The organism is Streptomyces sp. NPDC007875 (assembly GCF_042868035.1).
GTDB classification, from domain to species: domain Bacteria; phylum Actinomycetota; class Actinomycetes; order Streptomycetales; family Streptomycetaceae; genus Streptomyces; species Streptomyces antimycoticus.
In genome coordinates this window covers 1-23740 of the sequence record NZ_JBIADZ010000042.1, presented here as the reverse complement: position 1 = coordinate 23740, position 23740 = coordinate 1, and the positions used below count along the sequence as shown (strand labels likewise).

The window sequence follows — 23740 nt, the reverse complement described above, 5'->3', positions numbered from 1 at the left end:
GGTCGTCGCTGTCGCCGAGATGCGCGGCGACAGCCTGGCCGGGCATGGTGCGGGCAGGCGGCACGGCTCGGCGGCCACGGCGGTCCCGCCGCTCTGCGGTCGCTTCGCTGGCGACCTGGTCCTGGGCGATGTCCGAGGCACTCGGTTCGTACTCGCCGTTCAATGGCATGCGACCTCTCTCCCCCATCGGATCGGTGAAGGCCGTGGGCATCAGCAGCCGCTGCCGCATTGGGTCGCACGCCTGCGCGTTCGGTGGGACAGGCCGTCGCGTCCCCCGAGCCGCGGCACCAGTACGCAGACCGCCTGATTACGGCACCGAGTAACCGCCGTCGATCGGCAGCGCTACGCCCGTGATGAAGCCCGCCTTCTCCGAGCAGAGCCAGACCACGGCGTCGGCGACCTCCTGCGCGTTGGCGATCCGGCCCATGGGGTGGGCCGCGATGATCGACTTCATGGGTTCCTCGTTCGGGTCCATCGTCGCGATCATCGGGGTGTCGACCAGACCGGGGCACAGCGCGTTGACCCGGATGCCCTGCGATGCGACCTCGAGCGCCGAACTCTTGGTCATGCTGATCTCGGCGGCCTTGGTGGCCGTGTATCCGGAGAATCCGGATACACCTACCAGGCCCGCGCCGGACGACATGTTCACCACCGAGCCGAAGCCCTGCACCACCATCTGCCGGAGTTCGTACTTCATCGACAGGAAGACGCCGCGGATGTTGACGGCGATCATATGGTCCAGCATCTCGGTCGAGTAGTCCGTGGTGAGCTGGAACTCTCCGTCATAGCCCGCGTTGTTCACGGCGAAGTCCAGTCGCCCCGTGTCACCGACGGCCGCGTGGACCATGGCTTCAACCACGGACACATCGGACACATCGGCCACGATGTAGCGGGCGGAGCCGCCAGCGGCCTCGACCAGGCGCACGGTCTCCTTCAGGTTCTCTTCGGTACGTCCCGAAATAGTGACGAGCGCGCCCTCGGCGGCGAGCGCCAGAGTCGTCGCCCTCCCGATACCAGAACCACCTCCCGTGACCAAGGCCGTCTTGCCCGCGAACTGCTGTGACATGGATTTCCTTTCCGGCTCAACGGCCGGGTGTCGTGATGTACGTGTCTGAGTTGGTGAGCGGGGAGCTGGATTCTCGGCGCCGACGTCCTGCCGTTCTCGGGCGGGACGCTTGGCGCGGGATCGGGCAGGTTGTCCAGCGCGCCTCGCTGGGACTTGGTGAGGGGCATGTCCGGGGCACGCGGACCGGCTTCCGTCTCCGCCGGAGAACTTCGTGCTCGATGCGTCCGGTGACGCGGCGCCGGCTGGGGCCTGGCGGCCGGCGGCAGCCGTGAGGTCAGCCTCGCCCGGCGGCGGCGAGCATATCGAGTGAGACCTGCCACAGACGGGCGGCCGCCTCGGGATCAACGGCGTGGCTGGCAACGCCCTGCGTCGGCTTGCCAGGGGTGAAGGGCAATGCCTCGTTGCAGTCCTCGAAGTACCGGCCGCCGACACCTTCCAGCTCCGGCCACGTCGCGAGCAGCACGGAGGAAGCGGCGCCCTGTTCCGGGGTCCTGTAGGCGAACGCTGGCAGTTGTGCGATGTCCTCTGCGGTGAGGTGACGCCCGAGGTTGGTGGTGACCGCACCCGGGTTGGCGGCATTGACGGTGATGCCGTCGACGGACCATCGCCTGTTCGCCTCGACCGCGAACAGCGAGGTGGCAGTCTTCGACTCACCGTAGGCGAGCATGCGGTCGTACGGCCGCGTCCGGAAGCCGATGTCATCGAAGACCATTGGCGCGTACAGGTGGGCGTTCGAGCTCAGCGACACGACCCGGGACCGGCCGGCGGCTGCCAGCGCGCCGCGCAGGCCGGTCGCGAGGACGAAGTGGCCGAGGTGATTGGTGGCGAACTGCAACTCCCAGCCCTCCGGCGTCCGCGCCTTGGGGGCCGCCGCGATACCGGCATTGTTGATCAGGATGTCCAGGGGGCCTTCCCAAGCGGTGACGAACGCGGCGACCGACCTCTGGTCGGACAGGTCGAGCGGAGCGACCCGGACCAGTCGGCTCGCGGTGGTGGCGCGGATGTCCACTGCCGTCTTCTCGCCCGCCTCGACGTCCCGAACCGCCAAGGTCACCTCGGCGCCCGCGAGGGCCAAGGCCCGGGCGGTCTCCACGCCGATACCCGACGAGCCGCCGGTGACTATGGCACGTCGTCCTGTGAGCCGGACGCCGGCCACGATCTCGGCGGCGGTGGAACCGGCGGTGAACGGGGTGGTGATACGGGGTGCGTTCATGATCTTCCCTGTTGTCGCGCATTGTCGTTGCCTGATCCGGACGCCGACCGGGGGAAACCCGCTGACGACCGGGCACGCACGGCTCTTCGCCCTGCGAGTCGTCGACTCGCTGTCCGAGCGGACCGTCTGCCGGTATCGGCTCGGTGACCACAGTGCGCGACGGTCCGTGTACCGGTCCAACAGATGCTGGCTGCCGGAGCTACAGTCTGTTCCTGTGACCACTCCTGAGCTGCGGCAATTGCGCTACTTCCTCGTTCTCGCGGAGGAGCGGAGCTTCACGCGGGCCGCCGGGCGTCTGATGATCGCGCAGCAATCGCTGTCCCAGCAGATCAGCGCCCTGGAGCGCCTGCTCGGCGCAAGGCTCTTCGACCGCGGCAGCAGAGGAACGGAGGTGACGGACATCGGCGCCTTGTTCGTCCAGGAGGCGCGGGCCGTCGTCGACCGGGCCGACGAGGCAGTCGCCGTGGTGTCCCGAGCCCTGCGGGGTGAGGTCGGCAACCTCCGGCTCGCGTTCCTGACCACCGTCGCCAACCAGCTCCTGCCGCCCGTCGTCCGGGCCGTGCACCGCGAGCTGCCGGACTTGCACCTGACGACGGAGTCCACGAGCATCGCGCCGCTGGTGCAGGGTGTCCTCGACGGACGCCAGGACGTCGCCTTCACCCGCCACCCGCTCGTCCCCGGCCTGGAGTCGAGGATTCTGACGACCGAACCGGTGTGCGCGGTGCTGCCGACGGACCACCCGCTCTCCGCCCGCACGGAACTGGAGCTGACAGAGCTGGCGGAGGAACCGTGGGTGATGACTCCGCGCAGTTCCTGGGCACCTTGGCACCGCGCCTACGACGAGCATTTCCGTGCAGCAGGCTTCACACCGAACGTTGTCCAGGAGGAAGCCAGTGTGCAGGGCCTCCTCGGTCTGGTCGCCGCCGGGCTTGGAGTCGCCCGGCTCGTCCGCTCCTCACGGAGCCTGCGTCGCACCGGCGTGGTCTTCGTCCCGCTCAAGGACGCGTACGCGCACACCGAGATGGTGTGGCTGCCGGGCAACACCTCCCCGCCCCTGCACCGGCTACTCGACATCGTCACCGACCTGGCCGCGACCACCGACCTGACGGAGGGCGGCTGACTTCGCGCCCCGTGACCGACTGGGCGAATTCGACCCGATACGGGGCAAGGCCGGCGGCCCCCATGGAGCAGCTGCGCGCGTGGTGGCGGACGTCCGTGATCCTCAACTTCGGCAAGCAAGTAGCTGGCAGTGGCTTCTTATGCGTTACCGGGCGGCCGGATCGGCGAGACGGGCCCGGCTGGACCCGCTGGTGGGACACCGCGCTCGCGCCATCGACGTCGCCGCGGTCGTCTTCACGGTGCGCGGCGGCAGCGGGTGTCGGGGCCGGATAGGCTGATGTTCCCCGGTCCCCTCGGGCCGCGTCCACGACAGGTACGGCTCGTGATGACCCGCCCTCTTAACTGCGGCGACGGGGCAGTTGGAGCCGGTGGGCTGGCTCTACGGCTGCTCGTCTTGTGTTCCTAGGGGCTGGTCGGCGACTTCCTCAGTGAGCGGCCGTGGGCGCAGCGGTTTGGAGATGTAGGCGTTCATGCCCGCTGCGGCCGAGGGATGGATAGGAGCCGTCTCTGGATCGCCGTGCAGGCGCAGCAGTACGTGGTCGTCGCCGACCAGGCAGTCGGTGTGCGCAGGGGTGCGGGACAGTAGGCGGGCGAAATCGTCGCAGGCCGCCTGGACGTCCACCTTGTCGAGGCCGAGCCAGACGTGCGGTGTGCTGTGCTGAACCGTCAGCTTGACGTCGATGCGGGTGTCGGCCGCCTCGGCGGCTTCGCCGCACCATGTCAGGGTCTCGTCCAGTGCGCCGAGGTGGGCGGGGAGCGGGCGGAAGACTTACTGGCGCATGTCGTCGCGGACTGTGACGCCGGTGGCCGGGGCCTGTTCGCGCCACGAGTCCTGCACGACGTCGCGGACCGAGGCGGCCTGTAGCGTGCGCACCGAGTCGATCAACGCTCGCCCGAGCCGCCTGATCACCAGTCTCTCGGGATTATCCGGCCCGGGTCCTCGTCCTCGCCTCTATGGATTGCCCGCACACGGCTCTCGATCACGGTGCTCATCGTGCCGCGCATCTTGGTAGCGCCGTCCTGGCGGTACATCAGTTCTCGCAAGCGGTCCGGGCTGACTCGAGAGCCTGAGAGCAGGTTCTCCCGGATCAGGTCTCGATAGGCCCTCAGCGCAGTCGTGACTTGTGCGTTGACCGAGGTCTCATGGCGTCCCCCCGGCCCAGGACGGTCGTACTTCGACTGCGGGATGAACCACTCGTCATGCATGACGGCGTCGATAGCCCGCGAAGCTTTCCTGCTTGCACTGTTCTCGGCATCATCGAAGGTTTCAAGATCAAAAGAAGCGCCGCTCCACATGTGCTGAACCGCCCGGTCCAGCACCTCTTGCCATTCACGGAGTGCCGTACGGATCTCAACCAGGCGACTGATCTTCTCCTGCTTCGCGACTTCCTTGCGCGCCTCCTCCGCTTCAGCGCGAGAGGCTTCGATCTGCATCGCCGCCAACCTACGGTCGGCTTCTCTTTGGTCCTCAGCCTCTCTCCGGGCCCGCTCAGCTGCTTCGCGCTGCTGATGCAGAGGACCCCAGTAAGCGACTCCGCCGTGACGAGTGAGCCCCCGAGCGCACCCACCAGTCCATAGAGAGCATCTGACATGTGCCCAACCCTGTCTGATGTCAACCGCCCAGGCGACCCTTCCAAGGGAATACCGGATCGAAAACTCAGTGCGCCGCCGTGGTGACCCGCCCGGCAAACCCGCCGCGGGCAGTGTGGCTGGCTCTTCCTGTCTTCCTCCTCAGATGTGGGCACGGGCGTTTGCCTCGTGCGCGAGCTTCCGCCAGGCCCTCGTGGGTGCCTTGCGTGATCGGCTGATGAACAAGGCATCGCGAACCGGCAGGAGGCGTGGAGCATCGCCCGCACGTGGCCCACCACGTCGCCAGAGTCCACGATCCTCGGCCGCCTCCATCGCGGTGTGCAGTCAGGCGAACTCGTGGTCGGTGAGGCCCGCTACGAGCGCGGCACGATCGGTGAAGTGCTGGTAGATGCCGGCCGGCGCGATACCGGCGGTGCGGGCGACGCCGCGGATGGTCAGCCCGTCCTCCCCGTCGAGCTCGGACAGCAACCGGCTGGCCGCGGCGAGGATCTCCCCGCGCAGCCACTCGCCCTCCCCCAACGGTTACGCGTGCGCCCGGCGCTGACCTGGACCCCTTTTGGCACGTACCTATTCTTACCACCCAGCCGCCCGGCCGCGGCCCGGCGCCGGAGCAGTGGACCAGGACGGCCTTCAGGCGAAGTTGTTCGACCTCGGTGAGGGTGTCCGGATGGCTGAGGATCCAGCCGGCGACCGCGCGAGGGGACGGCGGGGGTGCGGTGCCGGATCTGCCGACAGACGCTCGGTGCGGAAGTAGGCCGCGGACGCGCTGGTAGCTGCCGGTGTAGCCGAGCGGCATGATCTCCTCCCATGCCTTCCAGGCGTTGGTGCAACCCTGGTTCCAGCGGTCGTCGAGGTAGGGCTTGTGTCCGCCTCACCGCGATCGAGGGCGACGTTGAGGTCGGCGGGATGGGCGGCCCGCGGAGGTCGGCACCGCACGGGGCGGCATCCGGATCGCCGCGACGGTGCGCGGCGGGGTCGTGCTCGGCACTCAGTCCGGGGACATCTCGGGCGGCGCCGCAGTCGGTGTTTCGGCCGCCCTGGACGCCGGCGCCGGCTGCGGCCGCGTCGGCAACGTCCTCGAGGACGATGGCGCCGCCGAACTCGGCATTCGCGCGACCACCTCCCATGGCGACATCACCACCCGCGGCCTCCGAGGGGGCAGGACCAGGAGTGCTCGGCTGGGGTCGGAGAGGATTTCCCGGCCATCGCCCGCAGGCATTGACATGTTCACGAACGGTCCTTATGGTCCAGGCCATCCTGTCCGTATGTGGGAACTGTGTTCTCATCCATGAACAGAAGAGGTCATCGGATGGCACGAACCAGAACCGCGTTACTCAGTGTTCTCGCCCTGCTGGCGGGGCTGCTGAGCCTCCAGCTCAGCGGACCGGCCCCGCGGGCCACGGCCGCGCCGGCCGCCTTCACCCACCCCGGGGTGCTGGTGAGCCGGGCCCAACTCGACTACGCCCGTTCCAAGGTGCAGGCCGACCAGCAGCCCTGGAAGGCCGCCTACGACGACATGATGGGCAGCTCCTACGCCTCCCTGTCGCGCACCCCCCAACCGCGCGCCGTCGTGGAGTGCGGCTCGTCGTCGAACCCCAACCACGGGTGCACCGAGGAGCGCCAGGACGCCATCGCGGCCTACACCGACGCGCTCGCCTGGTACTTCACCCGGGACAGCAAGTACGCCAAGAAGTCGATCGAGATCATGGACGCCTGGTCCTCCACGATCACTGATCACACCAACAGCAACGCCCCGCTGCAGTCCGGCTGGTCAGGCGCCACCTGGCCACGCGCCGCCGAGATCATCAAGTACACCTACGACGGCGGCTGGCCGGGCGCCGGACGCTTCGCCACCATGCTGCGGAACGTGTACCTCCCCGAGGTGATCAACGGCGCCGCCACCAAGAACGGCAACTGGGAACTGGTGATGACCGAGGCGGCCATCGGCATCGCGGTCTTTCTCGATGACCGCTCCGCCTACGACAAGGCGGTCAGCATCTACCTCGACCGCGTCCCGGCGTACGTGTACCTGACCAGCGACGGCGACCTGCCCAAGCCGCCCGCGGACAGCAGCATCGACACCGAGGCCGAGATCATCAAGTACTGGCAGGGCCAGAGCACCTTCGCCGACGGCCTCGCCCAGGAGACCTGCCGCGACTTCGGGCACACCGGCTGGGGCATCGCCTCCATCGCGGACATCGCGGAGACCAGCCGCATCCAGGGCCAGGACCTCTACCCGAAGATCCAGGACCGGCTGCGCTACGCACTGGGCTTCCACACGGCCTACGAGAACGGCACCACCGTGCCCTCCTGGCTGTGCGGCGGCACCGTCAGGAAAGGCCTGGACCAGGTCACTGAGGTCGGCTTCAACGCCCTCCACAACCGCCTCGGCATCAGCATGTCCAACACCCAGAAGTACACCGAGGCCCACCGCCCGTCCGGCACGGACAACTACTTCAACGCCTGGACGACCCTCACCCACGCGGACAACCCGTCCTGACCGAGCCGCACCCCGGCCCCCGCCGCAGCCGGGGCCGGGGTGCGGGAGCGGTGGACGACTCATGACGGTGGCGGTGAGCACGGCGACCAGGACGGCGGCGAGCCACACCGGCCCCGCCGGCAGCCCGCCGTAGAGCACCGCGGCCACGGCTGGCAGGATGCCCGACAGTCGTGGGGCGCCCACCGCCGCCAGTTGGGACACGATTCCGGTCGCCATCACGGGGGCGAAGGCTGGGCGGCAGGAGGGCGTGTTCACCCGGGCCCTGCAACAGATCCAGGCCCGGGCGGACGTCGCCGGTGACATCGACTGGCTCGTCCGGATCGACTCCACGATCGTCCGCGCCCACCAGCACGCTGCCGCCACGGGCCGAAAAGGGGGCAGTACCGGCCGGCCGAACCAGACGATCACGCCCTCGGCCGATCCCGCGGAGGCCTGACCACCAAAATCCACCTCGCCTGCGACGGTCTCGGCCGTCCCCTCGCGATTTTGGTGACGCCGGGCCAGCGCCACGCACGGTATCTGCGCACGCCCTCTCCGCGAACGCATCCGCGTTCCCCGCACCGGCCCTGGTCGACCCCGCCGCAGGCCGGATCGGGTCATCGAGGATAAGGCCTGCGGCTCCCGGGGCTTCCGTACCTAGCTGCGAAAACGCGGCATCGCGCACACCATCCCGGAAAGAACGACCAGCGACAGCACCGGCACAATCGCGGTTGTCGTGGAGGGCGGCCACGGGGATTCGACCCGGAGACCTACCGCCGGCGCAACATCACCGAGTGCTGCTTCAACCGGCTCAAGGGCTTTCGTGGATCGCTACCAGATACGAGAAGACCGCCACTTCCTGCGAAGCGGCGGTTACGCTCGCGTCGTTCCTGCTCTGGGCCAGATCCGTTTGAAGACGGACCCAAGTACTACAGCCGGTGGTTTCACGGTGAGTGAGCGCGTGCGGCTCGGGAACGGGTGACTGGATGGCTGCCCGTGTTCGGGGGCATGCCTGATCGGTGGGACCGGTGGAGATCAGGCGGCGGGCGTCCAGGGTCTGCTGCGCATGGCCTGGCCGAGGACATCGGGCATGTTCTGGCCGTGGCGGTCGGTGGCGGCCAGGTAGGTCCGGATCGCTGCGAAGTCATGGGCGCCGAGCAGGGTCCGCCGGCTTCCGGAGACCTTGATTCGCAGTTTCGCTATCCTGATCGTCCGCTCGGCCGGGTTGTTGTCGAAGGGCAGGATCAGGTCGTGGACCCGGCGCAGGTAGTCGTCCCGGCAGATGTGCAGTCGCTTGAACAGGGCGTTGTGTTTTCACTCGGTCTTCGAGGAGCACGCGGCGGTGGCCTCCACTTTGTCGCGGACCGCCGCCCGCAAGGCCTTGAGCTCCCCGGCCTTGACCCGGTCGGCGACCCTCTCTACGCCCGTGGCGCGGGCGGCGTCGGCGGTCCTCAAGGCGGCGTAGTACCTTCCGTGGTCAGGGCTCGGCCGTCAGGGCTCTACGGAGCCGGGCGAGAAGCCGCCTCGTTGACGAGGGGAGAGTCATGACGACAGCGAAGCCGTCCGGGGTCTGGGCCACGGCCGTCGGGGTCGCCCGGGTGCGGGCACGCGAGACCCGGCGCGAGAACCCCTTGTTCCTGGACCCGCTCGCGGAGGCATTTGCCGCCGCCGGCGGCCTGCCGTTGGACGGGGAGCCGCCGCGAGTGCCCGTGGACGACGCGGCCCGGCGGCGCTGGGGCACGGTCGCGCTCTCGATCGTGGTCCGCACCCGCTTCCTCGACGACCTGCTGCGCGACGCGGCCGACGCGGGCTGCCGCCAGGTGGTCCTGCTCGGTGCCGGTATGGACAGCCGGGCCTACCGGCTCGACTGGCCGTCGGGGACCCGTCTGTTCGAGATCGACACGGCGGAGCCGCTGGGCTTCAAGGAGTCGGTGCTCCGGGCCGAGCGGGCCGAGCCGCGCTGCGAGCGGATCACCGTACCGGTCGACCTACGCGAGGACTGGACCGGTGCCCTGGCCGCTGCCGGGCACGATCCGGCGCTACCCACGGTGTGGATCGCCGAGGGCCTGCTGATCTACCTGCCGCAGGATGCGGTCGAACGCCTGCTCGGGCAGGTGGGGGAGCTGTCCGCGACCGGCAGCCGGATGGGCCTGACGCTGGGTCAACCCGGTGTCGTCCAGCGCTTCGCGCAGGACACCGGCACCGCGGCGTCGATGTGGGTCTCCGAGATGCCGCCCGACCCGATCGCCTGGCTGGCCGGTCTCGGGTGGGACGCCCGCGCGTACACCCTGCGTGAACGCGCGGCGGCGTACGGACGCCCGGTCACGGCGCCCGAGGAGCGGCCGCCGAGGCACGGCGGCCTGATCTCCGCGGCACGCCGCTGAGCACGGTGCACGTCCACGCACGGCACTGGAGAGCCGCGACAGCAGCGCGCGGGCGGCGCGGTACAGCAGCGACACGATCATCACGACAGCGTCCCAGCCACCACCGACAACCACGGCCACCTCTGCTCACCTGCAGCGATGACTTTGCGAGCCGCACACCACAGGGTGGACACCCCGCCATCCATTCCGAGCCGGTGTGATCGTCGGGGTCGGGGAGGTCGTTGGCGTGCGGGGCCTTTCACCTCTCACGAGCCTCCCGCTTCTGGCGTGGACGCCGATCCAGGTGACCGGGCCAAGGATGACCACGCCGACGACAGCATGGAAGCCGCCGGCCCAGGAGGCGTGTGCCCTCCTGGGCGAGGGCCCCGGTGGCGCCCGTGGCTACGAGCAGCAGGGCCGAGGCCCGGACGAGAAGGTGGAGTTCTGGCCCAGCCGGACCTCAAGGTCCGCAATCCGGGTCCGATCCTGGGCCAACTCGGCGCGGGCGGCAGTCAGCTCGCTCCGCAACTCGACCAGCGAGCAGTCGGGCAGGGTCCCGTCCCACCAGCCCTGTTCGGCCGAGGCGGTGGCCCGGATCGGACGCTCGACGGCCTGCGGCCGGGCGTCACCGCCGCCGCGGCTTCCGCATTCCGGGCCGTGATGTCCAGGACTACCAGGCCCGGCTCGTGCACGGAGAGGTTTGACGCACGAGGCGCATCAACCTGAGCGGTCTTGCCTGAGTTGTTGATCACGGAGCATCCCTGACTGCGGATGTAGTCCGGCAGGTGCTTGACGCTGCCATCGGAGGCGCGCTTGACGTACGGCTGTCCACCGAGTTGCCGCCTCAAGGCGAAGAACGCCCGGCTCAGGGAGTGTCTGACCCGATCGGAGCAGACGGTCACCGAGCTCACGGACTTCCACACCCCGGCTCTGGCCCGGCTCGCCGCCCAACACGAAGAGATCGTCCACTTTCGGACCACGGCCACTGAGACGGCATCGGTGACTCGGCTTCCCGGCGCCCGTATCACCGTGATCGGATCATGCCGTTGACAACGCGGGCGGCAGGCAGCGTGTCCTGGTCCTCAGGCCGCAGTGCCGGCCCGTCGTATAGGCAAGTGGCGCTCCCTGGGGAAAGGAGACCGAGCCGGAAGGACCCGGTGAAACCCGTATCCGGCCTTCTCCGCAACCCGGCACGAGGCGGGTTTGTCCACCTGATGGAGCAGGTCGAGACGTTCCCGACCTTCGACCGCGAAGACATCGAAGGCCCAGCTGGTGAGAGCTTCGAGGGCGCGAGAGGCCACCCCCTGGTCTCGGGCGTGGGCTGCCGTCCAGTAGCCGACTTCTGCGGATTCGTGGCTGGACCGGTCCGCTTCATGACCACGCTGCCTGCCAGTCGGCGCCGGCGAGTGCCGGAGTGATCTTCATGCACGGCGGTTGAGGCGGTCCGCGCACACCATGAGCGGCAGGTCCATCGGGCCGGAGTGCCGGCGGTCCCGGCCGCCGGGTACCGGACAGAGGCCCCCAACGATCCGTTCGGGAGGGGCCGGTGAACGTCCGCGTCCGGGAGATGACCAGGTCAGTGCGGGTCCGGGCGCCAGAGAGGCCGCCCGTTCCACAGATCGCGGGCGGCATGCCGCAGCAGGCCCGGGCACGGTTCCCGGCTCGATCCGCCGGGACACGATGGCCCACGACGTGCCGCTCTACGGCCATCGTTGCGCTGCCGGGCGGCATCAGCGCGGACAGCCAGGGCGAGCTGGGGTAGCCCTCGGAGAAGACCAGGCGTCGGTTCATTTCTGTTTGCGCGATCTTGAGCGCTCCCGCGTATGCGGGGGAGTGGTACCGCTCGCGTGCGCGGTCCATGGTCGGGAATTCGACGTTGGCGAGGTTCGTGTCGGGCTCCCCGTAGCCTTCGGCGACGTCGGGTGTGTTGCTGGCGGCGACCATGGGTCCGCCGGGCTGGCTGATGGGGCTGATCGAGAAGCGCATCCCGAAGTGGTAGCCGCGCGCCGGGGGTTCGCACCTGGGCGAATAGGGGTGGGTTTCCGTTGGGCGGGGTGATGGTCTGCCCGCGTCCTCATGCGGGTGGGCATGTTTCAGGCGGCGAAGCGCTTGGTGAGGAGTTCGCCTTGCTGGGCGGCCTGTTCGTGTGCGGTGGCCAGGGCCGTCTCGTGGAGCGGGATGAGGTCGGCCATCGCGGGGACGCGGGGGGCGTGGGTGAGTTCGGGCAGGATGATGCACAGGTCCAGGCCGAGCATCCGGTTGAGGATGGCCTCGAGGGACGGTACGAGGTGATCCAGGCCGTGGTTGGGGGTGCCGGGTCCGAAGCTGCCGCCCCGGGCGGTGATCACGGTGGCGGGGCGGCCGGCGGTGGGCGCAGTGGCTCCGATGGCCAGGGTTCGGCCGAAGATCATGATCTGGTCGAGCCATGCCTTGAACACCGAGGGCATCGTCAGGTTGTACAGCGGGACGGTGAACAGGTAGGCGCTCGCGCCGAGGAACTCCTCGATGAGTTCGTCCTGGAGGGCCTGTGCCTTGGCCTGCTCCGGGGTGTGCTGGGCGGGGTCGGTGCTGCGGGCGGTGATGCTCTCGGCGGTGAGGTGCGGGACCGGTGCCAGACCGAGGTCGCGGTGGATGACGGGGCCGGTGAAGGAGGCACGGAAGGACCGGGCGACCTTGCGGGAGACGGATCCGTCGCCGGGAGTGGCCGAGGTATCGATGTGGAGCAGGTACGACATAGCTGTGTGGTCTCTTTCGGTTTCGGTGTGTGTCAGGACGGACGGGCAGGCGCGTCGGCACCCGTCGCTACGCGCATGCGGACCGCGCAGCTCTCGGGCCTGCGGACGGTGCGGGCCGCGGGGATTGCCTCAGGAAAACGCGCGGGGTGCCGGCTTCCCGGCCGGGAAGCGGCCGGTGACGGGGTGCCGGAGGTGATGAGCGGCGTCCGGGGGCGCCCCGGCGGGACCGGGGCGGTTTTTCCTGTCCGCCGCGGCAGGTAGACGAGACGCTCAGCGAGCTGCCGTGCCGGGCGCGGCAGCGGCCTTGCGCAGCGCGGACAGGAACGTATCGACCGGCTGCGCGCCGGAGAGGCCGTATGCGCGGTTCAGGACGAAGAACGGCACTCCGCTCGCGCCGAGCGCCTGAGCCTGGCGGGTGTCCTCCAGGACGTCGGCTGCGTAGGCGTCACCGGCGAGAACCTTGCGTGCCTCGTCGGCCGGGATCCCGGCCTCGTTCCCCATCCGGACGAGGGTCTCGACGTCGTCGAGGACCTCGCCCTCGATCAGGTGGGCGCGCATCAGCCGTTCGTGCATCTGGGAGCCGAGGCCGTGGGCATGGCCCAGCTGATTCAGGCGGTGGGCATCGAAGGTGTTGACGAGGACGGCCCGGTCGAAGTCGTAGGCGAGCCCTTCTGCCGCCCCCAGCTCCACAAGCTGCCCGGTCATCGCACGGACCTGCGCCGGCGAGCCGCCCGTCTTCCTGGCAAGGGCGTCGTATACGGGCTCCCGCACGCCTTCACGGTGAGCGGGGTCGAGCTGGAAGCTGCGCCACACCACCTCGACCTCGTCGGCGTGCCCGAACTGGTCGAGTGCCTTGTCCAGCCGGCGCTTGCCGATGTAGCACCACGGGCACACGACGTCCGACCACACCTCGATCCGCAATCGCTGCTGCTCGCTCACAGCGGGCACACCCCGTCCGAGCAGAGGGGAGCGTCGTCGGCCCCGACGACGACCAGGGCAGGGGCAGGGGCGGGGGCGGGGGCCGGTTGCTCGTCGGACGGCGCGGGACCGGGCTGCGCCCCGGGCCCGGGGACTTCATCCAGTGAGGTGCTCACGGGATCCTCCTTGGGTTACTTATTGTGCGCAACCTCAGTCTGCGGCAGCATGGGAGGAACTGGAAGGAGGCACTTTGATGTCAGTCACGAACATGAATGTGCCCGAGACGATCAAGCCGACCGACGACTGCGCCGTCCGTGAGGTGCTCGACCTGGTCGGCGACAAGTGGAGCGTGCTGATCGTCGTCCTCCTCGGCCGGCGCACACACCGCTTCTCCGAGTTGCACCGCGCCATCGAAGGGATCAGCCAGCGCATGCTCACCCTGACCCTGCGCGCGCTGGCCCGTGACGGCCTCATCACCCGCACCCCGCACGCGACCGTCCCGCCCCGGGTCGACTACGAGCTGACCGACCTCGGCCGGACCCTGCTGGGCCCCCTCACGGCGCTGGACACCTGGGCCAACACCCATCGCGAAGAGATCCGGGCCGCCCGCCGACGCCACGACCAGGCCTCCTGAAGCGTGCTGTGGAAGCGTGCGTCCGGCCAGGACTGCACGCGGCTGTCGCACTGTCAAGGCAGGAGCCGTCACCGAGGACGGCCGTCTCCCGAACGGGACGGCCATAAGGGGCCAACCGCGTCCGTTGCCGGTCGGCCGGCGGTTCTCCCTCGCCCCGACTTCGACCGTGCTCTCCACGAGAAGCCGCAACGCGGAGCCGTCCCGTCGCCGGCCCCTACCCCCAACGCCCCACCTGCCTGGGCCGGCCCCGCCGCGCCTGCGGCGCCCCCTGTGATCCCGGCGAAGGAGAGGCCGCCTGTTCCGGCGGATAAGGAGCGCGGTCGCGTCATCAGTACCTGGGGTGCCGTGATGCGGCTCGACCGGACCGGGCTGGCGGCGGAGGCGAAGTGCGTTTGTTCTTCTGCAGGTTCCGGCCTGTCAGGGGCGCACTGGACGGCGGAACCAGTGACCGGACCGCCGCTGGGACAGCAGGATCACAATGGTGACACCAGCTGCGCACAGGACCAGCCCGACGGGTTGCCCCTGCCCCATGGTGCCGAACCCGATGAAGAGCATCAGCGAAGCGAGGAAGATCGCCGTACCCCGTGAGTTGGGCTTCCGCTTGGGAAAGCGCAGAGCGCAGAACAGGCCGATGAACGCCGGGAGAGACGTTACGGAGATCGAGCCGGCCGCCTCCGCATGCCCCCTCACGATGGCGAGCACCATGGCGAGCAGGCCGAACCCGCCCATCACGAAGAACAGCACCTGCGCGGCCCGGACCTGCCCCGGCATCGCCATCGGCTGGAGGTGGTGGTACTCGCGCAGGGCCCCGGGGCCGTTCGGATACGGCTGGTAGGGCGGCTGCACCTGATGCGGAGCGGGGCCGTGCCCAGTAGGCCCCCCTTGACCAGCGTCGTTCCATCCTGGCTGTTGTTGACTGGACATGATCAGGACCCTATCAGCGCCTCCAAGGATGCACTGATGTGCGGCAATTACCCCTCTGAGGGGTCGCTCCTCGGACAGGCGTGGACCTGTCCCCAATGCCTCCGCACTGGGCGGCAGCCGGACTCCTGACTCACGGACGGCGAGCACGCCTCCCCGACACCGCGGCCGGCGTCTGCACCGCCTGCTTCACCAAGCCCAGCAAGCGCGGACCCGCCCCGCCCTCGGCCCGGTGCCAGCCCTACCACCCAGTGTCATGCTGTCGGTTCCCCGCAGCCCACTGCAGACGGTCGAGTGCGGAACGGACATCGCGCAGGGCGATCACCGCATTCGACGCGGCCTCCGTGAGGTCCGGCTTCTCGGGCCAGGGTTTCAACGTAGCCCACCGCCCGTCCTCTGCCTCAATCCTTGATTCATCTATCGATATTCGATAGATTCCCATCGTAACTCGATGGAAGGATGGGGCATGGGACAGCTGGCAGTGCGTGCGCTTCGTGCCGTGCTCGTGGTGGTGCTCGCCGGCACCGTGTTCGTGCAGGCATTGATGGTGTGGGTGTTGGTCGGCGGGAGCGACCCGGAGGACGGGTCGCTCCCGCCGACCGCGCTGCGCGTGATCACGATCCTGGGCATGGGCTCGGCCCAGGTCGCCCTGGTCAGCGTATGGCGGCTGGTGACGATGGTGCGACGGGGAACCGTGTTCTCCCATGCCGCCTTCCGGTACGTGGACGCCGTGGTCGGCGCGATCGTGGCGGCTGCCCTCCTGTGGTTCGCGGTCACGGCCCTCAACGCGCCGGGCCAGCGGGCCGACCCGGGCGTCACCCTCATCATGGGCGGGGTTGGCGTGGCCATCCTGGGGGTCGCCCTCATCGTGCTCGTGCTGCGGATGCTGCTTGCCCAGGCCGTCGCGCGCGACGTCGAAGCGGCACAGATGCAGGCCGAGTTGGACGAGGTGATCTGATGCCGATCGTCGTCGACATCGACGTGATGCTGGCCAGGCGGAAGATGTCCGTGGGCGACCTCGCGGACCGCGTAGGGATCACGCCCGCCAACCTGGCGGTACTCAAGAACGGCCGCGCCAAGGCGGTGCGTTTCGCGACGCTCGCCGCGCTCTGCGAGGTGCTCAAGTGCCAGCCGGGCGACCTGCTGCGCTGGGAGGCCGAGGACGCCGCGGGCGAATGACGTGCCCCCGGGCGGGCGTGAAAACGCCTGGCACCACCGGCCCGCGACACGGCATGTGGACCGCACGGACGTCTGTGATGACATCCACTTCGACTCCACGCACGGCTGGGCTTACGGATTCATCGAGGGCCTGGACGCGGTCCTCGCGCCCCGCTACCGCCTCGAGTTCTGAGTCCGTCGCCTGGCCACCTGCCCCGATCACGACCGAACGGCTCGTGCTTCACGCGCCCGAGGCCCGTGCGGTGTTCATCGAGCTGTCACCTCGCCGGAGGTGGGCCTACCTAGGACTTGTCCGGTCGATCAAGTTCGCAGCCAGACGACGAGGGCCGCTGCGGTGGCGGTGCCGAGGAAGACGTAGCCGCGTTTGTCGTAGCGGGTGGCTACGGCTCGGGCGTGCTTGAGCTTGTTGATGGCCCGTTCGATGGTGTTCCGCTTCTTGTGCCGCTCTTCGTCGAAGCTCGGTGGCCGCCCGCCGCGTGAGCCTTTGCGTAAGCGGGCTGCCTGGCTGTCGGTCTTCTCCGGGATCGTGTGCCGGGTGCCCCGGTGCCGCAGGTATTCGCGACAGGGCTGGGCCTCGCGGGGATCGGGAATGTCGTCGGCCTGCCGCAGGGTCTGAAGGCGTCGCTCGAACTCGATGCGAAGGTGAGCGTAGGGGCGGGTGCCGTTGAAGGCGGTGCGGTCGACGTTCGCTTCGCGGGCGAGGGTCTTGATGTCGCACTTCCCGCCGGGCGGGATCTCGCTGCGCAGGAGCCGGTCCATGGCGGCCCGGGGTGCCCTTTACCTGGTTGCCGCGGTTGGATATGCCATCCAGCAGTTCCGGGCGAGTAGAAAACGGGTGTGCGTAGAAGGGCGCGTGGTGATTTCCTGAATATGTGCACCGACCAGCGGAAGCGTCGCCTTGATAATGGGCTGGGACTTATCTGACAACATGGCGGTATCCTGCGACGAGTTGCAGGTGTGATCACGCACGGCTCGTTGCTCCCCGCCAGGTCGCCCCTGGATAGCTCCGCTCTCCGCAGGGCCACCCATTCGGGAAGAACAACTGATCGCGGCTGGTCAGCCACCGGTCAGCGCAGCAGCCCGAGTTGCGGAAGCCGCAGAAGCACAATCAGTTCAGGATCGCGGTCGAGCTCGGAGGCTGTGCAAAAGAGTGACCTGCGGAGGATTGAGCTAGCCTAGGCCTACAGTCGGCCATCACAATTCACTCCCGAGCTACAATTCACCCCTGCATGTGAAAAGACCCCTGGGGTTCGTCGCTATCGCATTGTGGACTACGTGCGCTGTCCGGCCTGCAGAGACTCGGCAGCCGTGAGCAGGGAAGCCCCCAGCAACACGATGTCTTTCACCAGGAACTGGCCGGCGAGAGAGAGCTTTGGTTCTCCGCGCCTCTCCTGCCATGCCTCGGGCGTTGTGGCCAGGAAACTGAGAGTCGTGGCGAATATCCCAGCAGCCCCCAGGCTTCCTAGCGCCGAGGCTCTCGGCGCGAACGGTCTCGCCGCAATCAGGGATCCGGTAACCATCTCTGTTACGCCGATGACCCTGGCCAGTTTTTGTTCGCCGAGTCCGGTGAGGAGTCGCGAGAATACAGGGCTCGCGGTGACCAAGGGCCGAATGTTCTCGACCTCATAATTTTCGAACTTGAGCCGCCCAATCGACAGGAGATTGAGCGCCAGTCCATAGCGGATCGTTGAGAATCCTGTGCTCTGAAGGCCCTTACCGACCGTGGAACGCATTCTCATACGGGTGTCCCTTCACATGTGCACCGCAGAACTCCCTGCATCTGCTCAGCGTACGTCAGGTCCCACCTACTGGCACGCCGACTCCGGAGCCTTTTCCGCATTTACTGAGAGGACGTCTTATCTGGTGAGGTGCCGGTGCTCAGCCGGGGGGACGCCCCCGCGCGATTAATTCATTTTCTTGCCCGCGGAGCGCAGGTTCTCGCAGGCCATGCCGACCCGGGTGGCCATGCCTGCCTCGGCGGCCTTGCCCCAGGTGCGCGGGTCGTAGGCCTTCTTGTCGCCGACCTCACCGTCCACCTTCAGTACCCCGTCGTAGTTGCGGAACATGTGGCCGACGACAGCACGGCTGAAGGCGTACTGGGTATCGGTGTCGACGTTCATCTTGACCACGCCGTTGTCCAGGGCCTCATTGATCTTCTCGATCATGGAGCCAGAGCCGCCGTGGAAGACGAGTCGAACGGGTCAGGCTTACCGTGCTTCTGTCCGACCGCGTCCTGCAGCTCGCGCAGCAGACCCGGGCGGAGCACGACGTGGCCCGGCTTGTAGACGCCGTGCACATGCCGAAGTGGGCAGCGAGCAGGTAGTGGCCCTTCTCGCCCAGGCCCATCGCCTCGGCGGTGCGGTGCGGTGCGCATCCTCCACCGTGGTGTACAGCTTGTCGTTGATCTCCTGGGAGACGCGGTCTTCCTCACCGCCCGTGGGGGTGATCTCCATCTCCAGAATGATCTTGGCCTTTGCGGCCTCGGCGAGCAGCTCCTGGGCAATGGCGAGGTTGGCTGCGAGGGGTTCCGCCGAGCCGTCCCACATGTGTGACTGAAAGAGCGACCCTTGGCGACGCGCTCCCAGGACATCGCCAGCAGCGGGGCGCACGTAGCCGTCCAGCTTGTCCTTCGGGCAGTGGTCGGTATGGAGGGCGACGTTCACCGGGTACTTCTCAGCCACTATGTGCGCGAACTCCGCCTGGGCGACGGCACCGGTGACCATGTCCTTGCTGTACTGGCCGCCCAGGAACTCCGCACCGTCAGGTGAGATCTGGACGATGCCGTCGCTCTCCGCCTGGGCGAAGCCGCGCAGAGTGGCGTGCAGCGTCTGCGACGAGGTCACGTTGGTAAGACGGGTAGGCGAACTTGCCAGCCTTCGCCCGGTCCAGCATCTCGTTGTAGACCTCGGGGGTTGCGATGGGCATTTGTCCGCTCCTTACGGTGCGGCGGCATAGAGCGCGGGATGCCGGAGACGCCATCAGCTTTCATCTTCGTAGGCCCCGGCCAGAGTTCCACAGTAACCGCGCCGAGCATCCGAAACATTCGTGCTGAGCTTCGCTGTGGAAGCTCCAGGTCAGTGACGGCCGCCAGGCTGTGGGCCGGGCAGCAGAGCGGCCTCTGCGTTCTGGCCAGGCGGCGTCTTGGGGCCTCCGCGGCGCTGTCGGCGTGCAAGTGCAGCAGTGATTCCAGTCGGCTCATGCGGGGCGCTGCCTGTGGGCAGAGAATGGAAGGCGTGAGCGCGGTGTCACGGGGCTTCGATTCTCCGGAGAACTGGAGGCATCGCTGTCCTGCGTACACGCGGATCTTTCGATGGTTCCGTGCTCGCGCCGCGGGGCCTTCGCCGCTGCGACGAGCGGTGCGAATCGGAGTTGTCATGCCCGCAGTCGTAGCGATTGCCGTCGAGTTCGTCGGCGACCGGGATTTTGCGATCTTCGCGGCATTTGGTGCCCTGGCAGGTCTGCTGTTTGTTGACTTCAGCGGTCCGATGCACGTACGGCTGTCAGCGCAAACCGGTCTGGTGCTGTCCGGGGCCATCTTGGTCTGCCTGGGAACACTGGCGTCCCAGGTGATCTGGGCCGCTGCGGCGGCCACCCTCGCCATCGTCTCCACGCTTCTGTTCGTCGGCGTGGTCAGCTCTGTGCTGGCCAGCGCGACGACCGCCCTCCTTGTGAGCTTCATCCTGCCGGTCACGATGCCTGGCTCGGTGAGTGCGATCCCGGACCGGCTCGGCGGCTGGCTGCTGGGCGGGGCGGCCTCGCTGATCGCCATCGCCGTGCTTTGGCCTGCACCTGTGCGCGAGCCATTGCGGCTGTCGGCCGCTCACGCGTGCGGATTGCTTGCTCGGCGGCTGCGCGCCGAGGCCGAATGCGTTCGCGGAGATTTTGAACCGCAGAGCAGAGCGGCGCTCGACGCGCTGACCGAAGAGGCCGCCGCTGCCGTGACAGCCGTGCGCACGTCCTTCTTCAGCACGTCCTACCGGCCAACCGGACTCAGCACGGCAGCGCGCGCCCTGATTCGGGTGATCGACCAGGTGGTGTGGCTGAATACGATTCTAAAGCGAGCGCCGCTGGAGTCTCAGCCCGGGCCGGCCGCGACAGCGGTTTGCTCAGTGAAGTTGGAATCTGCGGCTCTGCTGGAGCGGGGCGCTGTATTGCTGGAATCAGTCGTCGGCGATCCGAGCGAGCTGGACGCCGGTCTGAGGCGTCTGGAACAGGCACGGGGAGCCATGGAGCGCACGGTCACGTCTCTCGTTCCACTGCACCGCGGCGAGACATCCCCGTGGGCGGTTCCGGACGTGGCGGTGTCGGAGTTTGTCAGGTCGTTGCAGCCGAGCTTTCACGCCCAGCAGATGGCCTGCGCGATCTCGGCCATCTCCGTGAATATCGAAGTCGCCGTGGCTGCCCACCAGCGCAGCTGGTGGCAACACCTTCTGGGGTGTCGGACCGAGGGGGTGGAGTCCCCGCTCTCCTCCGCGCGGGAACGCGTGAGTGCGCAGGCCGACCGGCATTCGGTGTGGCTCCACAACAGTGTGCGAGGGGCGACCGCCTTGTGCCTCGCCGTGCTCGTGGCCGAGTTCACCGGCGTCCAACATTCGTTCTGGGTCGTCTTCGGCGCGCTGACCGTGTTGCGCTCCAGTGCGCTGAACACCGGACAGAACGCCCTACGCGGCTTGCTGGGAAACGCCGTCGGGTTCCTGATCGGCGGAGGGCTCATCATCGCTCTGGGCATGCACCCCATAACCCTCTGGCTGCTACTCCCGCCAGCCGTGGCCTTCGCCGGAATCGCACCCGAAGCTGTCTCGTTCACCGTCAGCCAGGCCGGTTTCAGCACCGCACTGTTGATCTTGTACAACATTGTCGAGCCCGGGGGATGGAACATCGGGCTCGTTCGCCTTGAGAACGTGGCCATCGGCTGCGCAGTGAGCCTCGTGGCCGGGGGGTTGTTCTGGCCACGGGGGGCAGGTTCCACACTCGGCAAGGCCCTGTCCGAGACTTTCTCCGACAGCGCTCGCTACCTGCGCAGCGCGATCGAATGCAGCCTCACCCGCTACGACGCACGCGTGCCGACGGCTCCGATACCAAGCGACGACAGAGACCGTGCAGTAGCGGCGGCACGCCGACTGGACGAAGCCTTCCGCGGCTTCCTCGCTGAACGCGGCACGAAGCACGTCCCCCTGGCGGGTGTAACAACATTGATCAATGCGGGCGTCATCATCCGGCTTACAGCCGACGCCGTCCTCCACCTCTGGAGGGGCGAGGACTCGGCGCCCAAAGGGGATCGTACCGCGGAACGCGCAGAGGTCCTTGAGGCAAGCGTGCCGCTTGTCAATTGGTACGAGAAGACAGCACGAGCGCTGGCGGGCACGGGCACCGTTCCCGACCGCATCGAAAGCCGGCTCCCTACCTGCCTCCTCGTCCAGGCGGTGCGCCGCGACCTCAGCGAAGCGGACGGACGTGGAACCGCAGCAGCCGTGAAGATGATATGGACCGAGGACCACATTGACGCCGTCAGACGCCTGCAGGAAACAATCCTGGGACCCGCGCAAGCAGCGTCTCGGCAGTGCCTGCCCTGGTCATGGCTTGGCGGACGCCGAGCCATGACCAGTCAAGGATGAACCCCGGTTCCAGGTGACCAGCCAGCGGTATCTGAAGTAGTCCACGATCCTGACGGCCAATGTCGGCACCATCCCCACATTGTTCAAGGCCGAAGCAACTGACAGGAAGAGCATCACTGCCGATTTCGAGGAGCCCCTCATCCTCTGCGAATTACGCGATGTCGTCTCGTCCGGGGCCTGCTCCGACGGCCGACCTGTCGGTATTGCCGTTCACGGACTCGGGGATTAACGAGCAGCAGAACGGGCATGGAAAATCATGACAAGACCGGGTATCCCGGATGCCATATGCGCGTGTCTGTCCGATCTGGATGGGGTATTGACCAAGACTGCGGTGGTGCATGCGGCGGCCTGGAAGGAGCCCTTCGACGAATTCCTCCGCCGCCGGGAAGGCCCGGGTTGTCGGCCCTTTGATGCAGCGGTGAGCGCCTGTGCGCGGAAGCGGCAGGACTGTATCTGGACTACTCCAAGAACCGGGTGACCGACGAGACGGTGCGCCTGCTGTGCGAGCTCGCCCGGGAGTGCGGACTTGAGGAGCGCAGAGACAGGATGTTCCGCGGGGAGCACATCACAACGTCTCCGAGGACCGCCCGGCCCTCCACGTGGCCTTGCGCATGCCGCGCGGGCACTCACTCGTCGTCGACGGCGTCGATGTCGTCGCCCAGTTGCATTCCGTCCTGTACCGCGTGGCCGCGTTGGCCCAGCGCATCCGGTCGGGCCAGTGGAGAGGCCACACAAGGAAGACGATCAAGAACATCGTCAATGTCGGCATCGGTGGCTCCGACCTCGGGCCGGTCATGGCGTACGAGGCACTGCGCCACTGCAGTCAGCGTGACCTGCCGTTGCGTTTCATCTCCAACCTTGACGCGACCGACTTCGTGGAGGCGACCCGCGACCTCTCCCCGGAGGAAACTCTCTTCATCATCTCCTCCAAGACCTTCGGCACCCTGGAGACCCTGACCAACGCCCGCTCGGCACGCGACTGGCTGGTGGGTGCGCTCGACAGCGACGAGGCGGTCGCACGGCACTTCGTCGCGATCTCGACCAATGCCTAGCGCGTAGCGGATTTCGGCATCGACACGGACAACATGTTCGCGTTCTGGGACTGGGTCGGCGGTCGCTATTCGATGGACTCCGCCATCGGCCTGTCCACCATGATCGCGATCGGGCCCGACACGTCCACGACATGCTCGCGGGTTTCCACGCCATGGACGAACACTTCCGCACGGCTCCACTCGAGGCGAACCTCCCCGTGCTCATGGGGCTCCTCGCCGTTTTGGTACGTGGAATTCTTCGGGGTCCAGACCATCGGCGGCATGCCTTACGAACAGTATCTGAAACGGTTTCCGGGCCTACCTGCAGCAGCTCACCATGGAGTCGAACGGCAAGCACGTCACCGTGGACGGCCACGCGGTCGACTACGACACCCAACCCGTCTACTGGGGAGAGCCGGGCACCAACGGCCAGCACAGCTTCTACCAGCTCATCCACCAGGGAACCCGGCTTTCCGCTACAACGACTCCTTCTGCCAGGCCCACGGACTTCAGGGCTACGAACGACTGATCCTGGACGCCATGCTCGGCGGCCAGTCGCTGTTCACCCGCTCGGACGGAATTGAACACATCTGGGAGGCGTCGACCCCTCTGCTCGACAACCCCCCGCCGCTCCAGCCGCACGCCCCTGGCTCGTGGGGCTCCGAACCGGCCGTCAGCGAACTCATCGCGCCACACCAGTGGTATCTGCCAGGCGCCGGCGAAGATGCCATCGGGGTCCTGGCCGAGGCCGACTCTGAAAGTGTGTGAGGCGGGTAGCTCCATGAGGTTCCCCCGAGATGCGGGGAGAGGTGACAGCAGGTCAGATGGGGCTCACGAGAGGAGCTCTGACGATGCCTGCCCCGAGGAAGTACCCGCT

The 23740-nt window shown here is 67.8% G+C and carries 20 protein-coding genes and 5 pseudogenes; 11 read left to right on the top strand and 14 right to left on the bottom strand.

Going from position 1 to position 23740, the window contains the following annotated elements; all coding sequences use genetic code 11:
* Positions 1-307 precede the first annotated feature (307 nt).
* Together ACFYOY_RS44540 and ACFYOY_RS44535 are read right to left on the bottom strand one after the other, a co-directional pair.
* On the bottom strand, positions 308-1066 hold the full coding sequence (locus tag ACFYOY_RS44540; protein WP_351902785.1) for a glucose 1-dehydrogenase: 759 nt from the start codon (positions 1064-1066) through the stop codon (positions 308-310).
* 274 nt (positions 1067-1340) lie between these two features.
* Positions 1341-2279, bottom strand: coding sequence for an SDR family NAD(P)-dependent oxidoreductase (locus ACFYOY_RS44535; RefSeq protein WP_388593610.1), 939 nt, complete (start codon positions 2277-2279; stop codon positions 1341-1343).
* Between the two features lie 214 nt (positions 2280-2493).
* Here ACFYOY_RS44535 and ACFYOY_RS44530 point away from each other — a divergent pair, with 214 nt between their 5' ends.
* The gene (locus ACFYOY_RS44530) at positions 2494-3399 is read left to right on the top strand and encodes a LysR family transcriptional regulator (RefSeq protein WP_351902779.1); all 906 of its coding nucleotides are present in this window, start codon (positions 2494-2496) and stop codon (positions 3397-3399) included.
* Positions 3400-4304: 905 nt separating this feature from the next.
* On the opposite strand, the gene ACFYOY_RS44525 is transcribed toward ACFYOY_RS44530, so the two are convergent.
* Positions 4305-4832 (bottom strand): hypothetical protein, encoded by a 528-nt coding sequence (locus tag ACFYOY_RS44525; protein WP_388593607.1) that lies wholly within the window; start codon positions 4830-4832, stop codon positions 4305-4307.
* 480 nt (positions 4833-5312) lie between these two features.
* Positions 5313-5507 (bottom strand): helix-turn-helix domain-containing protein, encoded by a 195-nt coding sequence (locus ACFYOY_RS44520; RefSeq protein WP_351902773.1) that lies wholly within the window; start codon positions 5505-5507, stop codon positions 5313-5315.
* 339 nt (positions 5508-5846) lie between these two features.
* On the opposite strand from ACFYOY_RS44520, the pseudogene ACFYOY_RS44515 reads away from it, so the two are divergent.
* The 3 genes and pseudogenes from ACFYOY_RS44515 to ACFYOY_RS44505 all read left to right on the top strand — a co-directional run.
* Positions 5847-6139: pseudogene (locus ACFYOY_RS44515) on the top strand (hypothetical protein); the annotation flags it as partial.
* A 158-nt stretch (positions 6140-6297) separates the two neighbouring features.
* Positions 6298-7488 carry an alginate lyase family protein gene (locus ACFYOY_RS44510; protein WP_351902770.1) on the top strand — a complete coding sequence of 397 codons (1191 nt, stop codon included), beginning with the start codon at positions 6298-6300 and terminating at the stop codon, positions 7486-7488.
* 123 nt (positions 7489-7611) lie between these two features.
* Positions 7612-8381, top strand: a pseudogene (locus ACFYOY_RS44505) (IS5 family transposase); the annotation flags it as partial.
* Between the two features lie 400 nt (positions 8382-8781).
* Here ACFYOY_RS44505 and ACFYOY_RS44500 read toward each other — a convergent pair.
* Complete coding sequence (locus ACFYOY_RS44500; RefSeq protein WP_351902767.1) at positions 8782-8922, bottom strand: hypothetical protein; 141 nt, start codon at positions 8920-8922, stop codon at positions 8782-8784.
* Positions 8923-9011: 89 nt separating this feature from the next.
* Here ACFYOY_RS44500 and ACFYOY_RS44495 point away from each other — a divergent pair, with 89 nt between their 5' ends.
* Positions 9012-9851: a class I SAM-dependent methyltransferase gene (locus tag ACFYOY_RS44495; protein WP_388593603.1), complete on the top strand. Its 840-nt coding sequence runs from the start codon at positions 9012-9014 to the stop codon at positions 9849-9851.
* A gap of 1061 nt (positions 9852-10912) precedes the next feature.
* On the opposite strand, the pseudogene ACFYOY_RS44490 reads toward ACFYOY_RS44495, so the two are convergent.
* The 5 genes and pseudogenes from ACFYOY_RS44490 to ACFYOY_RS44470 all read right to left on the bottom strand — a co-directional run.
* Positions 10913-11161 (bottom strand): annotated as a pseudogene (locus ACFYOY_RS44490) (GNAT family N-acetyltransferase); the annotation flags it as partial.
* A gap of 40 nt (positions 11162-11201) precedes the next feature.
* Positions 11202-11816 carry a DUF1330 domain-containing protein gene (locus ACFYOY_RS44485; RefSeq protein ID WP_388593601.1) on the bottom strand — a complete coding sequence of 205 codons (615 nt, stop codon included), beginning with the start codon at positions 11814-11816 and terminating at the stop codon, positions 11202-11204.
* Positions 11817-11923: 107 nt separating this feature from the next.
* Complete coding sequence (locus ACFYOY_RS44480) at positions 11924-12565, bottom strand: NAD(P)H-dependent oxidoreductase (protein ID WP_351902758.1); 642 nt, start codon at positions 12563-12565, stop codon at positions 11924-11926.
* Between the two features lie 270 nt (positions 12566-12835).
* Entirely contained in the window at positions 12836-13504 is a 669-nt protein-coding gene (locus tag ACFYOY_RS44475) for a DsbA family oxidoreductase (RefSeq protein WP_388593599.1), read from the bottom strand.
* Positions 13501-13659 carry a hypothetical protein gene (locus ACFYOY_RS44470; RefSeq protein WP_388593597.1) on the bottom strand — a complete coding sequence of 53 codons (159 nt, stop codon included), beginning with the start codon at positions 13657-13659 and terminating at the stop codon, positions 13501-13503. Before ACFYOY_RS44470 ends, ACFYOY_RS44475 begins: the two co-directional genes overlap by 4 nt.
* Positions 13660-13736: 77 nt before the next feature.
* On the opposite strand from ACFYOY_RS44470, the gene ACFYOY_RS44465 reads away from it, so the two are divergent.
* Entirely contained in the window at positions 13737-14117 is a 381-nt protein-coding gene (locus ACFYOY_RS44465; protein ID WP_351902749.1) for a helix-turn-helix domain-containing protein, read from the top strand.
* A gap of 417 nt (positions 14118-14534) precedes the next feature.
* Here the strand turns inward: ACFYOY_RS44465 and ACFYOY_RS44460 are convergent, their stop codons facing one another.
* Positions 14535-14963: a hypothetical protein gene (locus tag ACFYOY_RS44460; protein WP_388593595.1), complete on the bottom strand. Its 429-nt coding sequence runs from the start codon at positions 14961-14963 to the stop codon at positions 14535-14537.
* Between the two features lie 541 nt (positions 14964-15504).
* On the opposite strand from ACFYOY_RS44460, the gene ACFYOY_RS44455 reads away from it, so the two are divergent.
* Both ACFYOY_RS44455 and ACFYOY_RS44450 read left to right on the top strand, forming a co-directional pair.
* A complete protein-coding gene (locus ACFYOY_RS44455; RefSeq protein WP_388593593.1) occupies positions 15505-15996 on the top strand; it encodes a DUF2975 domain-containing protein in 492 nt (163 codons plus the stop codon).
* Entirely contained in the window at positions 15996-16217 is a 222-nt protein-coding gene (locus ACFYOY_RS44450; protein ID WP_037952025.1) for a helix-turn-helix transcriptional regulator, read from the top strand. The genes ACFYOY_RS44455 and ACFYOY_RS44450 overlap by 1 nt, the downstream gene beginning before the upstream one ends.
* Before the next feature lie 300 nt (positions 16218-16517).
* Here the strand turns inward: ACFYOY_RS44450 and ACFYOY_RS44445 are convergent, their stop codons facing one another.
* From ACFYOY_RS44445 to fbaA, 3 genes and pseudogenes are all read right to left on the bottom strand, one after another.
* Positions 16518-16976 (bottom strand): hypothetical protein, encoded by a 459-nt coding sequence (locus ACFYOY_RS44445; protein ID WP_351902741.1) that lies wholly within the window; start codon positions 16974-16976, stop codon positions 16518-16520.
* A 512-nt stretch (positions 16977-17488) separates the two neighbouring features.
* Positions 17489-17956: a YkgB family protein gene (locus ACFYOY_RS44440; RefSeq protein WP_388593588.1), complete on the bottom strand. Its 468-nt coding sequence runs from the start codon at positions 17954-17956 to the stop codon at positions 17489-17491.
* A gap of 165 nt (positions 17957-18121) precedes the next feature.
* A pseudogene (gene fbaA, locus ACFYOY_RS44435) lies at positions 18122-19142 on the bottom strand (class II fructose-bisphosphate aldolase).
* A gap of 449 nt (positions 19143-19591) precedes the next feature.
* Here fbaA and ACFYOY_RS44430 point away from each other — a divergent pair.
* The 3 genes and pseudogenes from ACFYOY_RS44430 to ACFYOY_RS44420 all read left to right on the top strand — a co-directional run bounded on the left by ACFYOY_RS44430 (position 19592) and on the right by ACFYOY_RS44420 (position 23631).
* Complete coding sequence (locus ACFYOY_RS44430) at positions 19592-21832, top strand: FUSC family protein (RefSeq protein WP_351902737.1); 2241 nt, start codon at positions 19592-19594, stop codon at positions 21830-21832.
* Between the two features lie 426 nt (positions 21833-22258).
* Positions 22259-23371, top strand: a pseudogene (gene pgi, locus ACFYOY_RS44425) (glucose-6-phosphate isomerase); the annotation flags it as partial.
* Complete coding sequence (locus tag ACFYOY_RS44420) at positions 23269-23631, top strand: hypothetical protein (protein ID WP_388593647.1); 363 nt, start codon at positions 23269-23271, stop codon at positions 23629-23631. The pseudogene pgi and the gene ACFYOY_RS44420, both read left to right, overlap by 103 nt.
* Positions 23632-23740 lie beyond the last annotated feature (109 nt).